This is a genomic window from Heliobacterium mobile (assembly GCF_009720735.1).
GTDB lineage: Bacteria > Bacillota > Desulfitobacteriia > Heliobacteriales > Heliobacteriaceae > Heliobacterium > Heliobacterium mobile.
The window spans coordinates 43,383-59,346 of the sequence record NZ_WNKU01000003.1 but is presented as its reverse complement, the minus strand read 5'-3'; the positions used below and the strand labels follow the sequence as shown (position 1 = coordinate 59,346).

The 15,964-nt window shown below is 50.0% G+C and carries 13 protein-coding genes and 1 pseudogene; 13 read left to right on the top strand and 1 reads right to left on the bottom strand.

The features are described 5' to 3' along the window. Window positions 1–262 precede the first annotated feature (262 nt). From GJ688_RS04410 to GJ688_RS04360, 11 genes and pseudogenes are all read left to right on the top strand, one after another. Window positions 263–1,681: a nitrite/sulfite reductase gene (locus tag GJ688_RS04410; RefSeq protein ID WP_170291659.1), complete on the top strand. Its 1,419-nt coding sequence runs from the start codon at window positions 263–265 to the stop codon at window positions 1,679–1,681. Further along, window positions 1,674–2,237: an adenylyl-sulfate kinase gene (cysC, locus tag GJ688_RS04405; RefSeq protein ID WP_170291658.1), complete on the top strand. Its 564-nt coding sequence runs from the start codon at window positions 1,674–1,676 to the stop codon at window positions 2,235–2,237. Before GJ688_RS04410 ends, cysC begins: the two co-directional genes overlap by 8 nt. A gap of 42 nt (window positions 2,238–2,279) precedes the next feature. Continuing rightward, entirely contained in the window at window positions 2,280–4,049 is a 1,770-nt protein-coding gene (locus GJ688_RS04400) for an adenylyl-sulfate reductase subunit alpha (protein ID WP_155475339.1), read from the top strand. After that, a complete protein-coding gene (locus GJ688_RS04395; RefSeq protein WP_207708752.1) occupies window positions 4,046–4,345 on the top strand; it encodes a 4Fe-4S dicluster domain-containing protein in 300 nt (99 codons plus the stop codon). The genes GJ688_RS04400 and GJ688_RS04395 overlap by 4 nt, the downstream gene beginning before the upstream one ends. A 98-nt stretch (window positions 4,346–4,443) precedes the next feature. Then, window positions 4,444–5,244, top strand: coding sequence for a sulfate adenylyltransferase subunit CysD (gene cysD, locus GJ688_RS04390; RefSeq protein ID WP_155475338.1), 801 nt, complete (start codon window positions 4,444–4,446; stop codon window positions 5,242–5,244). A 1-nt stretch (window position 5,245) separates the two neighbouring features. Beyond that, a complete protein-coding gene (locus GJ688_RS04385) occupies window positions 5,246–6,598 on the top strand; it encodes a sulfate adenylyltransferase subunit 1 (RefSeq protein ID WP_170291657.1) in 1,353 nt (450 codons plus the stop codon). Window positions 6,599–6,694: 96 nt separating this feature from the next. After that, on the top strand, window positions 6,695–7,783 hold the full coding sequence (locus GJ688_RS04380; RefSeq protein ID WP_155475336.1) for a sulfate ABC transporter substrate-binding protein: 1,089 nt from the start codon (window positions 6,695–6,697) through the stop codon (window positions 7,781–7,783). A gap of 62 nt (window positions 7,784–7,845) precedes the next feature. Further along, window positions 7,846–8,748, top strand: coding sequence for a sulfate ABC transporter permease subunit CysT (cysT, locus tag GJ688_RS04375; protein WP_207708751.1), 903 nt, complete (start codon window positions 7,846–7,848; stop codon window positions 8,746–8,748). Further along, entirely contained in the window at window positions 8,723–9,523 is an 801-nt protein-coding gene (locus GJ688_RS04370) for a sulfate ABC transporter permease (RefSeq protein ID WP_328597312.1), read from the top strand. Before cysT ends, GJ688_RS04370 begins: the two co-directional genes overlap by 26 nt. Next, entirely contained in the window at window positions 9,520–10,629 is a 1,110-nt protein-coding gene (locus GJ688_RS04365; protein ID WP_155475335.1) for an ABC transporter ATP-binding protein, read from the top strand. Before GJ688_RS04370 ends, GJ688_RS04365 begins: the two co-directional genes overlap by 4 nt. Window positions 10,630–11,110: 481 nt before the next feature. Continuing rightward, window positions 11,111–12,837, top strand: a pseudogene (locus tag GJ688_RS04360) (methyl-accepting chemotaxis protein). Between the two features lie 199 nt (window positions 12,838–13,036). Here the strand turns inward: GJ688_RS04360 and GJ688_RS04350 are convergent. Further along, the gene (locus tag GJ688_RS04350; protein WP_155475332.1) at window positions 13,037–13,681 is read right to left on the bottom strand and encodes an FMN-dependent NADH-azoreductase; all 645 of its coding nucleotides are present in this window, start codon (window positions 13,679–13,681) and stop codon (window positions 13,037–13,039) included. Between the two features lie 293 nt (window positions 13,682–13,974). Here GJ688_RS04350 and GJ688_RS04345 point away from each other — a divergent pair, with 293 nt between their 5' ends. After that, a complete protein-coding gene (locus GJ688_RS04345) occupies window positions 13,975–14,724 on the top strand; it encodes a D-Ala-D-Ala carboxypeptidase family metallohydrolase (protein ID WP_207708750.1) in 750 nt (249 codons plus the stop codon). A 214-nt stretch (window positions 14,725–14,938) separates the two neighbouring features. Then, the gene (locus tag GJ688_RS04340) at window positions 14,939–15,904 is read left to right on the top strand and encodes an N-acetylmuramoyl-L-alanine amidase (RefSeq protein ID WP_170291656.1); all 966 of its coding nucleotides are present in this window, start codon (window positions 14,939–14,941) and stop codon (window positions 15,902–15,904) included. Window positions 15,905–15,964: the final 60 nt, after the last annotated feature.

Sequence of the window (15,964 nt, the reverse complement as noted above, 5' to 3'; positions counted from 1 at the left end):
AATCGGTTGTACAGAAGAAGACTTGAGGCCCGATGGAGGGCCTCTTTTTAAATTGGACTTTTTTTCGTTGACAGATGGGAGAACCGATGTTATTATCTTAAAAAACAAGCAATTTACTTGGAATTAAATCAACGGTTGGGCTGACCAGACGTGCTGGAGGCCTAGATTTACACCCTCGCGGGTGGGATCTAGGCCTCCTTTTGCTTTTTTCGGTCCATATTAAACGTAAATGCATCACAATAAAACGAATAGGGTGAATCTTATGACGGAATTTTCTGCGCAAGAAATCGGTGCTCTCCGACGCCAGGGGATATATCGGCAGCGACAAAAAGATGAGTTCTTTCTTCGAATTCGCTTACCTCTTGGACGGTTGACATCGTCTCAGTTAGACACAGTGGCCTCCGTCGTCGATGAGACGGAAAGAGGCCGGTTGGAACTGACGACACGGCAATCGATTCAAATTCACGGCTTAGCCTTTGACACTATTCCAAGAATTCGCCAAACCCTAGAGGAAGTAGGGTTATTCTCGCTCGGAAGCGGCGGGAAAGCAGTCCGAAATATCGTGACTTTTTATGAAGGCGGACCTTTCGCTGGGGAAGCAGAATCCTTAACCCGTCATTTAAATGAGACCTTTGTCGCCAAATCGTTAGAACTCACACTTCCCCATAAATTTAAGGTGGCTGTTGGCGAAAGCCATCGCGCCGGTCTTCTGTTTAACGACGTGGGGCTGTTGCCAGTACAACGGGAAGGAGGCCTCCGTTGGCAGGTCTTCGTGGGTGGCGGTTTGGGAAGCAAACCTCACGTAGCTCAGTTATTGCCGGTAGAGGTGAGGGGCAGCGATGTTAGCAGCCTTCTGGTAGCCATTCTTCACGTCTTTATCATGAAAGGAACCCTCAATCAACGATTAAAATTTCTTGTTCAGTCCCTCGGTTTAGAGCATTTTTGGGAACTTGTCAGAGAGGAATGGACTGTTCCTGTTGAAGATCCTGTCACCTCGCCTTCCTCATTAGAAACGATGGGTTCCAGTGAAACAGTGATTGTCGATGTGCCCGATAGCTCATTGACGACAGTGCAGCTATATAAATTAGCCTCCGTCGCTCGACGGTTTACTCAGGGAAACATTTATCTTACGTCAAACCGGCAGATTCTCTTGAGAGACGTACTGCCGGAAGAAAAGGAAGCCCTTTTGGCCGAGTTATCTACGGTCGATCTGGCAACGCCCGAACCGATCCATTGGATCGCCTGCCCAGGTCGAACATTATGTGCCCGTGGGTTAATTGATACCCAGTTGCGTCAAAGCATTCTCAATACACTGCGTGAGCATCGCCTCGTTTGGGAAAAGATCGAGGGAATGTCGATTCATCTATCGGGCTGTGCCAGTTCTTGTGCCAGACCTCAGGTCGCCGATATCGGTATTACGGGAATCATCGATAAACAAAATCCGGGAATTCCCAGTGTAACCGTGACCGTAGGCGGTGGACTTGATGGAGAATGGCCTGTTCTCGGTGAGACCTGGCGATCCCCCATAAAGGTCGAAGATTTGCCGACAGCCTTGTTGATCATCTTGGAGAACTGGCTGGAAAAGCGAGAAGGGCAGGAAACCTTCAGGCAAACCTACCTGCGACGTCACCGGGAGAAAGGGAGCCACAGAATACAGGAAGGGAGAACAGTCAGTGAGTGAAAGATCAGGATTTACCCTTTGGTTGACGGGATTATCAGGCAGCGGCAAAACGACGATTTCCAAGGGTGTCGCAGAAGAACTACGCCATCGCGGTCAACCGGTAGAAATTTTGGACGGTGACGAGGTGAGGGAATACTTATCGTCTGATTTGGGATTCGAAAAAGCCGACCGCGACCGGAACGTGAAACGGATTGGCTATGTGGCTCGCTTGTTGGCCCGCCACGGTGTAGGTGTCATCACCGCTGCTATTTCTCCCTACCGAGATACTCGTAAGGTGATCCGAGAGCTCCATGGGCCTGGATTTCTGGAAGTACACGTGAAAACATCTCTGGAAACTTGTATTCAGAGGGATGTAAAGGGACTTTACAAGCGTGCATTAAATGGAGAGATCCCGCACTTTACCGGCATATCTGATCCCTACGAAGAACCGGAACATCCGGAAGTGGTGATAGAGACGGAAGGACAGACAGTAGCAGAAAGTGTGGCTGTGATTATTCAGTACTTGGAAGAAACCGGTTATATAAAACCGAAAAATGTGAGTGGTATAGCGGTATAGTGGATCGATTCGTACTATCACGATGTAGAAGGGGTTCGAAATATGGACGTATTGGATACAGATTGGCTCATCCTCGGTGGAGGGGCGGCAGGCATCATGGCTGCGATCCGTGCCAAAGAACTGTGTCCGACATGTCGCGTCACCGTCATTGAAAAAGCCAACGTCCAGCGAAGTGGTTGTCTGGCCGCCGGAATCAACGCGATCAATGCCTATCTGAATCCCGGTGAAACGGCAGAAAGTTTTCTTAGCTATGTAAAGGCCGAATTTGCCAACCTGGTTCGAGACGATCTGGTTTATACATTGGCGGAAAGGCTCAATGAAATGACAGACCGGCTCGTCGAGTGGGGGCTTCCCGTCTTCCGGGACGAACAGGGACGGTACTTACGACGAGGGCGAGCCAGCGTACAGATCAACGGGGAAGCTATCAAACCGTTGATGGCGGCGGCCTTACACCAGTGCGGTGCCGAAGTGCTCAACCACCGCGTAGCTACTGATCTCATCGTCATCGATGACCGGGTTGTCGGCGCCCTCGTGTTGAATCTAGCCGATGGAAGCTTTACGGCGGTACGGGCCAAAGGTGTGCTTATCGCCACGGGAGGGGTATCGGGCATCTACGGACCGAATGCCGGAGGAGCGGCCCGGCATAAGCAATGGTATTCGCCATTTAATGCCGGTACCGGCTTGGCCATGGCTGCCCGAGCCGGGGCGGAACTGACCAGCTTGGAGATGCGCTTTATCGCCCTTCGCGTCGCCCATACGATGGCTCCCACGGGAACACTGGCCCAAGGCGTCCGCACACCTCACATAAACCGGCTCAACGCTCATTATTTAAACGATTATACATACGAACAGGTTGCACCGACGACGGCAGAACGGCTTTGGGCAACGCTGCAAGAAGAGAAAAAAGGACGAGGGCCTTGTTATCTCGATACGCGGGGACTCACCTCGGAACAAGGGGAACGTCTGCAAAAAGCATACTTAAGCATGTGTCCGACGCAGGTACTGCAGTGGAGTGACGCTGGGAAAAGACCGGAAGAAATGCCTGTACCGATCACAGGCAGCGAGCCGTACCTCGTAGGAGGCCATGGGATGGCCGGCTTATGGATCGACGAGCGTCGGCGAACCACCGTCACCGGGCTTTATGCGGCCGGGGACGCCGCCGGGGGGGCGCCGAAAAAATACGTCACCGGCAGCATGGCCGAAGGGGCTATCGCCGCCGAAACATTCTTCAATGAGATTCAGGATTGGCGAGAGCCGCGTCCGGATGCCTGGCAAATTGCGGTATGTGCCGCGTTGCAACGGGCAAGACAGCCACTGGAACCAAAGGAGGATTCCACAAAAGGAAACTGCGAAAACAACAACAAAAGCCAGATTCGTCGATTGGAAGAACAACTACAGGCGGTTATGGATCGCTGGGCTGGCGGTCGACCGGCAGGATATGAGTACGACGCCAAGGGTTTGCTCCGGGCACAGCAAGAAGTGGACTATTTAATCGAAGCGGGACGAGAGATCAAGGCTAGTGAGGCCTATGAACTGATGCGTGTTCACGAAGTCTGGGACCGTCTCCTTCTGGCACGGTTACTGCTCGCACATATGCTCTACCGGCAAGAAAGCCGCTGGCCTGTTTACCAAAGCCGCCTCGATTACCCAGCCAGAGACGATCAACGGTGGCGGATATTTGTCAACTCGCGCATACCTGCCCAAAATACAGTAACAAAGATCGACCTTGAGATCATCGAACGGCCTCCGGTAGATTCACACGGAAGAGATGGGCAGACCGCTCTATCCTCGTTCGGAGGTGGTGCAGCGTGACCTTATTGATCAACTCGCAGCGCTGCCGGAGATGCGGTGGACACCCGCGATGTGCCGATGTGTGCCCAGGAAATTTGTTAGTCCTACCTGAGAGGGGTCATATCGTCTCCCGGGAACCGGATGACTGTTGGGACTGTGGCGCCTGTATCAAAGTATGTCCCCAACAGGCACTCGCTGTATCTTTACCCCCGGAAGCCGGCGGACAGGGTTCTACGCTTCGAGCAAAACAAATCGCTGGGAAAATCCGTTGGACCCTTGAACATCCCGACGGTCGGTTGGAAACCATTGATTTGTAAGTGCCCTTGCACAGTGAAGTCATTACACCCCCGATTTAGCACAACGCACACTAAACAGAAGGCTACTTTAAATAACAACATGAGGTGATACCGCAACCATGGAACACCTAGAGCGACTGGAAAGCGAGAGCATCTATATCATTCGTGAGGCCTATCGGAAATATAAAAAAATCGCTATGTTATGGTCCATTGGCAAGGATTCGACCGTACTACTACATCTAGCCCGCAAAGCTTTTTACGGGCATTGCCCCATACCGCTCGTCCACATCGACACAACCTTTAAAATCCCCGAAATGATCACCTATCGAGATAAAATTGCCCAGGAATGGGGGCTGAAACTCGTCGTTGGAAAAAATGAAGAGGCCCTGCGGGACGGCATGAACCCGGAACGGGGGCGCTTAGATTGCTGCACCGCCCTGAAAACAGAAGGATTGCAGCAGATCATGGCCAAACACGAATTTCAAGGTCTGCTCATGGGAATTCGCCGTGACGAAGAAGGATCCCGCGGTAAAGAGCGCTACTTCAGCCCCCGCAACAAAGACTTTGAATGGAACTTTAAAGAGCAGCCGCCAGAATTATGGAACCAGTTCCAGACCGAGTTCCCCGCCGGCACCCATGTCCGTGTTCATCCGTTGCTGCACTGGACGGAGCTGAACGTATGGCAATACATACTGCACGAAAACATCCCTGTCATCGACCTCTATTTCTCGAAAAACGGGAAGCGTTATCGCAGTCTGGGCTGTGCACCTTGCACCGCTCCGATCACCTCGGAGGCGAAAAACGTAGAAGAGATCATTGAAGAACTGAAAAACACCCGCGAGACGGAACGCAGCGGCCGTGCCCAAGACCAGGTTGACGCCTATGCAATGCAAAAACTGCGGGTCAGGGGGTACATGTAAAATGAGCCGGATACAAGAAACCCTAAAAATCGTCATCGTCGGCCATGTGGACCATGGGAAGTCAACACTCATCGGCCGTTTGCTGGCCGATACAGCCAGTGTGCCGCAAGATCGGATCTCTGCCGTTCAACGCCGCTGCACAGAACAAGGCAAGGAAATGGAATACGCCTTTTTGTTAGATGCCCTCGAAGAAGAGCAATCACAAGGCATCACTATCGATACGACTCGAATCCAGTTTCATAGCGAAAAGCGAGACTATGTCATCATCGATGCGCCGGGCCACAAAGAGTTTTTGAAAAACATGATCAGCGGTGCTTCCGATGCCGACGCCGCCTTCCTCCTTATCGACGCACAGGAAGGCGTACGGGAGCAAACCCGGAGGCATGCCTCGATTCTCAAGCTGCTGGGCGTTCGTCAAGTCCATGTGGTCATCAATAAAATGGATCTTCTCGACTACGATCAAGAGTCCTTCGACCAAATTGTCACAGACTGCCAAGCTGCCCTCGCCAACGCCGGTCTGGTGGCCCGGTCCTATATCCCCATCGCTGCCAAATTCGGTGAAAACATCGTTCACCGCTCATCAAATCTGACATGGTACGCCGGTCTGACGATCATCGATACGATGGATGCGTTAACGATCGAACACAGCAGTCACGATGCGCCCGTTCGCCTGCCTGTGCAGGATGTATACAAATTCGATCACCGGCGGATCATCGCAGGCCGCCTGGAGAGCGGAACGCTGAAAGCTGGCGACGAAATCGTCTGCTGGCCCCAAGGCACCCGAACTCGCATCAAGACCCTGGAATCATGGAACCTTTCGGAACCTCCGATCGAACTGGTGCAGGGTTTGTCCGTCGGTGTCACACTTGAAGATCCAGTCTTTTTAGAACGGGGAACATTGATCACCAATAGCGATGCGCCGCCGCTGGTGGGTACTCATCTTACCGCCAACGTCTACTGGCTGGGCCGCAACCCCTTGGTCATGGATCGACGCTACACAATTAAAATTACGACGCAAGAAACCAGTTGCGAGGTAAAGACCATCCATCGTGTCTATGACTCCGGTGATTTGTCGGTCATATCTGTTGAAGGGGGCGTTCCGGCCAACTTCGTCGGTGAAGTCACCTTGGAAGCAAAGCAGCCACTGGCCTTTGACCCCTTTGCCGGCGTTCCCGAAACGGGACGGTTTGTGTTGATGGATGGATATGAGGTATGTGGTGGAGGTATCATCACCGGACTCGCCGGCGAACAATCCACCGATGACCATCAGGAGAAAGAGAAAAGCCCGGCCGGTGCGGCGAAGCCCTTAGTGCTACGAAAAAAATTGAAGCGCAGTATTGTCGTCAATCAATAGTCAATCAGTCGTCAATCGCCCATTACCGCCTATTTAAATAGAGAGTCATCGGCGCATTGGCGTAAAAACAAAGTACGAATAGGGAGGCGTAGGAAGATGAAAGAGGTCCGTAAAGGATGGTTATCCAAATCGGCCGCCTTGATAGCGATCGGTGGCCTTGTGATGAGTGTGGTGCTGACCGGTTGCGGTGGCGGCGATAAAACAGGTGCCGCAAATACTTCGGCAACCTCTGGAGATGGAAAGACTGCCGAGATTGTCTTAGCTGCCTACACCGTTCCGAAGGAAGCCTACCAAAAAGAGATCATTCCGGCTTTTCAGAAGAAATGGAAAGAGAAAACCGGACAGGACGTGAAATTTTCCGAGTCTTATGTGGGCTCTGGAGCCCAAGCGAAAGCGATCGCTTCAGGCTTAGAGGCGGATGTGGCCGCTTTATCGCTGGAAGGGGATATTGATGTGGTCACCAAAGCAGGCCTCATCACCCACGATTGGAAGGCGAAACAACAAAAAGGGATGATCACTCGTTCCGTCGTAGCCTTCGGTGTGAAAAAGGGGAATCCCAAAGGAATTAAAGACTGGGAAGATTTAGCTAAGCCGGGTGTAGCTGTGCTCTATCCGAGTCCTCGTACTTCCGGCGGTGCCATGTGGGACGTGAACGCGATCTACGGAGGAGGTCTCAAAAAGTCTGAAGGCAAGAGCGGTACCCCTGATAAGCAAGCAGCCAAAGAACTGCTGGCGAATATTCAAAAGAACGTCAAAGTCATGGATAAGAGCGGCCGCGAATCGATGACGACCTTTGAAAAAGGGTTAGGTGATGTGGTCGTTACCTATGAGAACGAACTGCTTTTGCGCAATATGGAATCGCCGATCTACGATATCATCTACCCTAACGCGACGATCCTGATCGAAAACCCCGTTGCTCTTGTCGACAAGAACGTCGATAAACACGGCAACCGGGAAGTGGTGGAAGCATTCGTCGATTTCCTCTGGTCCAAAGAAGCGCAGGAAGCTTTCGCGAAATACGGTTTCCGTTCTGTTGACCCGGAAGTGGCCGAAGCCAACAAAGCCAAATTCCCACAACCATCTCAACTATTCACCATCGATTATTTGGGCGGCTGGCCGAAAGTACTCGAAACGCTCTACGGACCGAATGGTGTTTGGACGGAAGTGGCCGAGCAACATCAGTAAAAGTAGTTTCGCAGTAATCAAATGGTTGCGGAACGGTTGGTTTTTACTTGGGAGGGACATCGATGAGAGAACAGCCACTGTTCCGGCGACGTTACGATCTTTCGAAAATGGTCATGGGCAGCGTGGTCATCGGCTATGTATTGTTGTTGATCCTGCTGCCCATTGGGCAACTCGTTCATAGTACCTTCGGGCAGGGGTGGAGCGGTTTCCAACGGGCACTGCTCAACCCCTCCGCTTTATTTTCAATGAAATTAACCATAACGCTAGCGCTGCTTACGGCCGTCATCAATACCGTTGCCGGGACCATTTCAGCCTATGTCCTCGTTCGCTACCCATTGCCGGGGAAGAAGATTCTCAATGCCATGGTCGATCTTCCCTTCGCCATCCCTACAGCTGTCAGTGGTTTAATGCTGTTGGTGATGTTCGGTCCCAAAAGTATCTTAGGGGGAGCTTTACAAGCGAAAGGGATCGAAGTCGTCTATGCGCCGCCAGGTATTGTTCTAGCGATGATCTTTGTGACATTCCCCTTTGTCATTCGATCGGTACAACCGATTTTGGAGGACATGGGTGTCGAAATGGTCGAGGCGGCGAAGATCCTGGGTGCGGGCCGCTGGCAAACTTTTTTTCGTGTAGTACTGCCCACGATCTTGCCGGGCATTCTGTCTGGATTTACGCTGACCTTCTCTCGAGCACTCGCCGAGTTCGGTTCTGTCGTGATGGTGGCCGGCAACATTCCCTATAAGACGCAGACGGCTGCTGTCTTCATCTATGGAGAGATCGAAAGCGGGAACTTGAACAACGCGGGTACCGTATCGTTGCTTTTGCTCATCTTGTCGTTTCTGCTCTTGTTCTATCAGAACTATCTCCTGAATCGCCAACGCTTTGGCTGGTGGCAGCGCTTGTTGGCGAAAGCCGGCATGGGCAGAAAGGGGAAAAACAGTGAATTTGAGAATTGGGCTATCTAGCTTTACCTACCTCTGGTTTCTGCTCATGCTGTTTGGACCGATCGGTGCGCTCATTTGGAGTGCCTACGGGGAAGGTGCGTCGGCCCTTTGGAGGGAACTGCTACGGCCGGAAGCGATTTTTGCGTTGAAACTTACCCTTTTAATTACCGCCATCGTCGTGGTTCTTAACACGCTTTTCGGAATCTTGACGGCACTGCTGATCGTTCGGCATCCTTTCCCCGGAGTGACGATTCTCAACACAATCGTCGATCTTCCCTTTGCTGTTTCGCCGGTCATCGCTGGATTTATGCTCGTTTTACTGTACGGACCGAACAGCCTGATCGGCGCCTTTACCGGTCAGATGGGGTTTAAGATCATCTTCGCTTTACCGGGGATGATCTTGGCGACCTTGTTTGTGACGTTCCCATTCATGGTCCGAGAACTGGTGCCGGTGCTTCAGGAAGCCGGAACGTGGCAAGAGCAGGCGGCTCATATGCTTGGGGCTGGGAACTGGACGACCTTCTGGCACGTGACCCTTCCGTCGATTCGCGGCGGTATCCTCTATGGGATCGTATTGACTGTGGCCCGGTCTCTCGGTGAATTCGGTGCAGTGCTCGTCGTTTCAGGCAACCTGATCAAACAAACTCAGTCGGCGACGCTCTATGTGTATCAAGCGGCGGCTGACTTTAATTCGGCCGGAGCTTATTCGGTTTCGATTCTCTTATGCACGATCTCCGTCATCATTCTCGTGCTCATGGAAACGCTAAAAAAATATGGGGAGGGGAAACGTGCATGAGTATCGAGGTGCGCAAGTTAAGCAAAATCTTTGCAGACGGTCATCGGGCTGTGCAGGATGTGAGTTTTGAGTTGCTCGAAGGGGAAATGACCGCCTTTTTAGGGCCTAGCGGCGGCGGAAAAACAACGATGTTACGGATGATCGCCGGCTTAGAGACCCCTTCCAGCGGAGAGATTTACCTTTCCGGCCGTCGGGTCGATTACTTGCCGCCCCAAGAGCGCCAGATAGGTTTCGTCTTCCAAAACTACGCCTTATTTAAACACATGAATGTCTTCGAAAACATCGCCTTTGGGTTGCGGGTACAAAAAAGGAACTCTGCCTATATCCGGGAGCGGGTATCAGAATTGCTGCGCCGTGTCGATCTGAAGGGATTAGAACAGCGGCTGCCCGATCAGCTTTCGGGCGGTCAGCGCCAGCGGGTTGCTCTAGCGAGGGCTTTGGCAACAGAACCGCGGTTGCTTCTTCTCGATGAGCCTTTCGCTGCCATCGATGCGCAGCTGCGGAAGGAATTGCGGGCATGGGTCCGTAACCTCCAAAAAGAAATGGGCATTACGAGCATCTTCGTCACCCACGATCAACAAGAGGCCCTGGAGATTGCCGACCGGATCGTCGTGTTTAAACAAGGACAGGTCGAACAGTTGGGAACCCCGCAAGAAGTCTACAACAGCCCGCAAACCCCCTTCGTGGCCGGGTTTGTCGGAGAGATCAATCGTTACCAGACAGGCGTTAAAAATGGATTTACCGATTTAGGTGTATTAAAATTTCCGATAAAACATCAAGATGGTCGGAATGTGATCGTCGTGATCCGACCGGAAGATGTAAGCCTAGTCCCTTGGTCAGCCCAAGAAGATATCCAGGCCATGGTACTGCAGACAACTTTTCTTGGCGAGTTCTTTAAAGTCGATTTGGAATTAGCCGATCTCATCCGTATCACTGCCCATGTGCCGAAAAGCCAGGGAATCGGGTTGCATCCCAAAGATCGAGTCGCCCTTCGAATAAAATCGTTCAAAACCTTTGATGGTCTGAGCCAGTTGGAGACGGTTTTTGACCCAACCCGTAGGGCCGTGCAAGAGGAATCCATATTCCCTGTCGGAGAGGCGGTATAATTTTCTCCAGGTAACTCGCGATCAGGCGAATCGAAAAGCTTATTACATCGCTAACATGGGCGAAAAAAGCAACATAGTAGGATTAACAAAGTAAGATCAAGCGTAGGGCCAATCTGCTGGCGTACGCTTGATTTTGCTTTAAAGAATGACCGATTTGCTTGGGAAATGTGTCAATCAACTCAGCCGGCTAACATGCAGTGTCAATTGCGTTTTGATAAAAATTTACTGGTAACTGATTGACGGTTTGCGTGGTCCTCTCTATACTAAACATAGTAAACACATCGGTATAGTTTGCTGACTGGATCTCCAGAGGCCGACTTCTTCCTGACGAAAACCGGGACTTAACTGGTTTTCCGAAATGCAGGGAAAAGGCGGTCTTTTTTTTACGGAAAAAGAAAGGAGCGAAAGAACATGGGAAAGCGATGTAGAGATAAAGCGCATATAGCCACCATATACAAAAGGGCGATTAGGGAGGACACACATGATGCGCATCACAGTAGGGATGAAAATCAGCCTTGGGTTTTTTGTGATTCTGCTGATGGTTATCTTTTTGGGCGGAAACGCCTATTTATCGTTGAGATCGATACAAGGGAATACAGAGGCGATCTTTTGGGCGAACCGAAATAAAGATCTTCAATCTCACATCATAAACGATTATCTTAGTGCCGTACTGGCCGTCCGGGGATTTGTCTCTTATGGAGACGAAAAGTTTTGCCAGCAAGCAGAAGAACATATCTTCGGCAGTCTAGAAAAGCAAAAACAGTTATTAGAAATAGTTCCGCCAGACAGAAAAGAAGATGTGGAGGAATTAATTAGGGTTACGAATCAATATCGCTCTTTACTTCTCGTAGAACTTTTTCCTGTCGTCCGCGCCCAACAAGAACAACTGCAAAAAGGGGATATTGAACAAGCAAAAAAACTCAAAGAGGACACTTTTGCTATCGCTAAGAAAATGATCCCACTCACAGAACATATCACGAAAAAGCTAGAAACTTACTCTGCTGAAAATGAGCAGATCGCCGAAGCAAATATTGCGTCGACACAAGAAAAAGTGACCTTCTATGTGACCCTAGCCTTTATCAGTACGGCCTTGACGACGATCCTCGGCGTCGTCCTTGCATTTATATTTACCCGGATGATTTATAAACCGATCACCCGAATGGTTTCGGGCGCACGACGATTGGCGGGGGGAGACTTACGCCAATCGATGGACATCCTCGGTCAAGATGAATTTGCCGAATTAGCGAGAGCTTTTAATGAGATGCAAAGTGCCCTGAAGAACGTGATCAATGATATTAAATCTTCGTCCACACGATTAAACGAATCATCACTTCAACTGTCGATGGCAGCGGATCAATCAGCGAGAGCTTCCAAACAAGTATCCGAATCCATGGTTACCGTTTCTCAAGGCGCCGAAGATCAACTACACTCCGTCAACGATGCGTCCACTGTCGTCGATTACATTTCCGCTGGTATGCAACAAATTGCAAACCATGTTGGTGAAGTATCCAGTTTATCCAATCAAATGGCCAATCTGGCCCAAGAGGGTGGCAAAGCAGTTAATGCGGCTATTTCCCAGATTGGCAGCCTGGAAAAGACGGTGACCCATTCGGCCCAGGTGGTCAGTCACTTAGGTCAGCGTTCGAAAGAGATTAGCCAAATCGTGGATTTGATATCGGGCATCGCTGAGCAGACAAATCTATTAGCTTTGAATGCGGCCATAGAAGCGGCCCATGCGGGAATCATGGACGTGGTTTTGCTGTCGTAGCTGAAGAGGTCAGAAAGCTCGCCGAAGAGTCCCAATTGGCGACTAAGAAAATCGCGACTCTCATCGGGGAAATCCAACGGGAAACGGTCCTGGCCGTTCAGGTCATGAGTGAAGGAACTCGAGAAGTCCGGGAAGGGACGGAAATCGTCAATCGGTCAGGCCGAGGCTTTATGATTATCGCTGAATTGATTGGAAAGGCAACGCCACAACTGCAGGAAGTCTTTTCGGCGATACAAGAAATGGCAGAGGGCAGTCAGCATATCGTGACTTCCATGGGACAGGTTTTTTCTATCAGCAAAGATACGGCTGCTCGCTCCCAAGCGGTGGCGGCGGCTGTCGATGAACAGAGTGCAGCGATCCAAGAAATTTCCGCTTCGGCAACTCGCTTAAACCGGATGGCCGAACGATTACAGAACACCGTGGACCACTTTCGAATGTAGCTTTTCGATTTATCGTCTCGTCGCTTAAATTCCGTGTAGAGAAGAGCGTTAGGATTACTTAAAAATGGGGTAGCTTTATTACTTTACAGAAAAAGTGACAAGCCTGTTCCACTGTGGAAACAGGCTTGTCTTTTTTAAATGGATCATATTAAAACGAGTATTAAGACGAAAGAGAAGTCTTTGAAGGAATAGATAAACACTAGCCCTGGGCAAATAGCCCGGAAGCTGCCTTCGCCTTTTCTAGGGCTTTGTCCAGTATTTGCTGTCTCTGATCGACGAAATGATCGGCTCCTTCGATGATCACCGAATCTGAAACGTCAACACCGAGAAATGTCAAGATCGCCCGGAGATACCGATCGCCAAACTCGAAGTCCTTTGCCGGTCCCTCACTGTAAACGCCGCCGCGAGCTTGGACGTGAACCGCCTTTTTTCCTTGCAACAAGCCAACGGGCCCTTGCTCGGTATACTTGAAGGTTTTTCCCGCGATACAGATCGAGTCGATGTAGGCTTTCATCCTCGGCGGAATACCGAGGTTCCATAGCGGAGTTACAAAGATATATTTGTCGGTAGCGATGAATTGGTCCGCCAATTCGTTCATATGGGTTACTTTGCGTTTCTCCTCGGCGGAAAGTCGTTCGAAGTCTTCGCCTTTCTGCAGTTTGCCCCAGGCGCTGAAAACGTCTGGATCAATCAGAGGAAGGTCTGTATGGTAGAGATCTATTTCCAAGATTTGATCTTGCGGGGCTTTTTGACGATAGGTATCTAAAAAAGTGCGGCCGACGGTGAGACTCAGCGATTCCTTTTCGGCTTTTGGATTCGCGGTGATATAAAGTACCTTAGCCATTGTCGTCCCCTTTCAAACGAAAGCCATCCATCGTTAGGCAGCATCTTTAATCTACACTCCCTGTCATCGTGCTATTCTGCCAAAAGTGATTGTGGTCCTCTCCTAAACTTGGTGACATGTCCCATTAGATAAAAGAGCAACCGAAACTCATTTGGACGAGAGTCCTCGCAGGGGGATGTTTTTTTATGTCCGTAGATAGGGTGACCTAGGACTTCCTTTATTTGATCTAACAATAACAGGTTGATATTTTATATAATTAAGTTGAGATTCCCGAAAGGAGGCTGCAACCAAGTTTGAATCATTTCACAAAGAAGTCGAATTTCATGCGCTTCGGATTGTTTTTGTGTATGTTCTTCTCCTTGGCTCTGTTTTCAGCCGTCATCCTTCCCGGGCAAGCACAAGCAGCCTATTCCTGGTCAAGAAGCTTGCAAGTAGGTGACCAGGGTAGTGATGTGAAAGAATTACAAATCCGGGTGGCGGGATTTGCGGCAGACTGGCCTTCTAATAGCTATGTCGATGCCGATGGTGTATTCGGGGAACAGACGAAAGCGGCGGTTGTGCGCTTTCAACGGGCCTACGGATTGACGGGGGACGGCGTCGTCGGACCGCAGACAGAACAGGTTCTGAACAATCTGGAAGACAATGACCATTCCACGAAGCATTTTGACTGGAGTGAGTTCTACTCCCAAGACGGCAGCCAGTTCTCCGGCGGTATGGTCAACGCCAGTACGGTGAAAGAGAATGTTCGTCGTATGATGTGGAAGTTAGAAGCCTTGCGCAAAAAAGCGGGCGATCAGCCAGTAATTATCAACTCCGGCTATCGCAGTGTCAGTCACAATACGGCTGTGAGCGGATCCGCTGACCAAAGCCAGCACCAGTTTGGGATCGCAGCCGATGTTGCCGTCGTCGGTCAAAGTGCATCCAAAGTCAGCACACTAGCCAAAACCTGTGGTTTTAGTGGAATCATCATCCACGATGACTTTGTTCATCTAGACAACCGAATCGAATATAACTACGGGGCCACCTTTTGGTGGTGGGAATAGTGAAGCTTTCTTACGCTCAGGGGTTTACCTCTGAGCGTTTTCTCCATTTCAATTACTAAATCAAGGAATTTAAACAAGCTTCTGTATATTCTGACAATTATATTGATGCTGAACTTATGATTTATAATAAATAGTACATAAAATACGAAAAAACGAGCAAAACTGACCTTGTTGGTTTCGCTTTTTATTTTTATAGTGCAAAGAAATGTTAGGTATGGTGAAAGAATTGAAAAAGTGGGTACTCACAATCCTCCTACTGGGTCTTTTCGTTACTCCTTGTCAGGCGAAATCCTTAGATATCGTCTTGGCAGGGAAGGTGCTTCAACCGGATGTTCCCCCGATGATCGTCTCTGGACGTACCTTAGTCCCTTTGCGGATCATATCGGAAAATCTCGGTGCTACGGTGGATTGGTCTTCAAAGAAGCAGTCAGCGATAATCGCAAAGGACAATGTACATATTGAAGTCAAAATCGGCAGTAAAGAAGTTTTGGTCAACGGTACGGCAAAACAAATTGATGTTCCCGCCAGGATCGTCAATAACCGGACCATGGTGCCGCTTCGAGTCGTAGCGGAAATGCTCAACTGTCCCGTATTTTTTGACGCCCAAGATTATCAAGTCATCGTAGGAAAGAGTAGAAACACTCCCTATAAGGTGATGATCGATGCGGGGCATGGCGGTTATGATACAGGCGCTATCGGTCATAGTGGTGTTAATGAGAAAGATGTGGTATTAGCCATCGCTAAAATCGTACAAAACCGGTTGTCGGCAGACCATATCAACGTGGCCGTGACCCGGTCTTCCGATATTTTTGTAGGGCTTCAAGAGCGCGTCGACGCGAGTCAAACTTATCAGCCCGACATATTTGTGAGCATTCACGCCAATTCCTCTGATAATGCCGAAGCAAAAGGCACCGAAACTTTTTACCGCTATGATACCTTTCGCTCCCTGGCGCAGACGATTCAGTCGACTGTCATAGATCGAACCCAGCTTACTGACAGGGGCGTAAAGCGCGGAAACCTTTGGGTGCTTTGCAGGGACGACTTACCGTCAGTCTTAGTAGAAACGGCATTTATCAGCAATCCTACCGAAGAAAAACTGCTTCGATCTCCTGCCTATCAGCAGAAGGTGGCCGATGGGATTATTGTTGGTATAGAGAAATATTTGACTTCTTCAATGTAAAAAGTTCACCAGAATTTCATGGTAAGTAACGAGACGTTTTTCAGTTTTATCGTCAATATC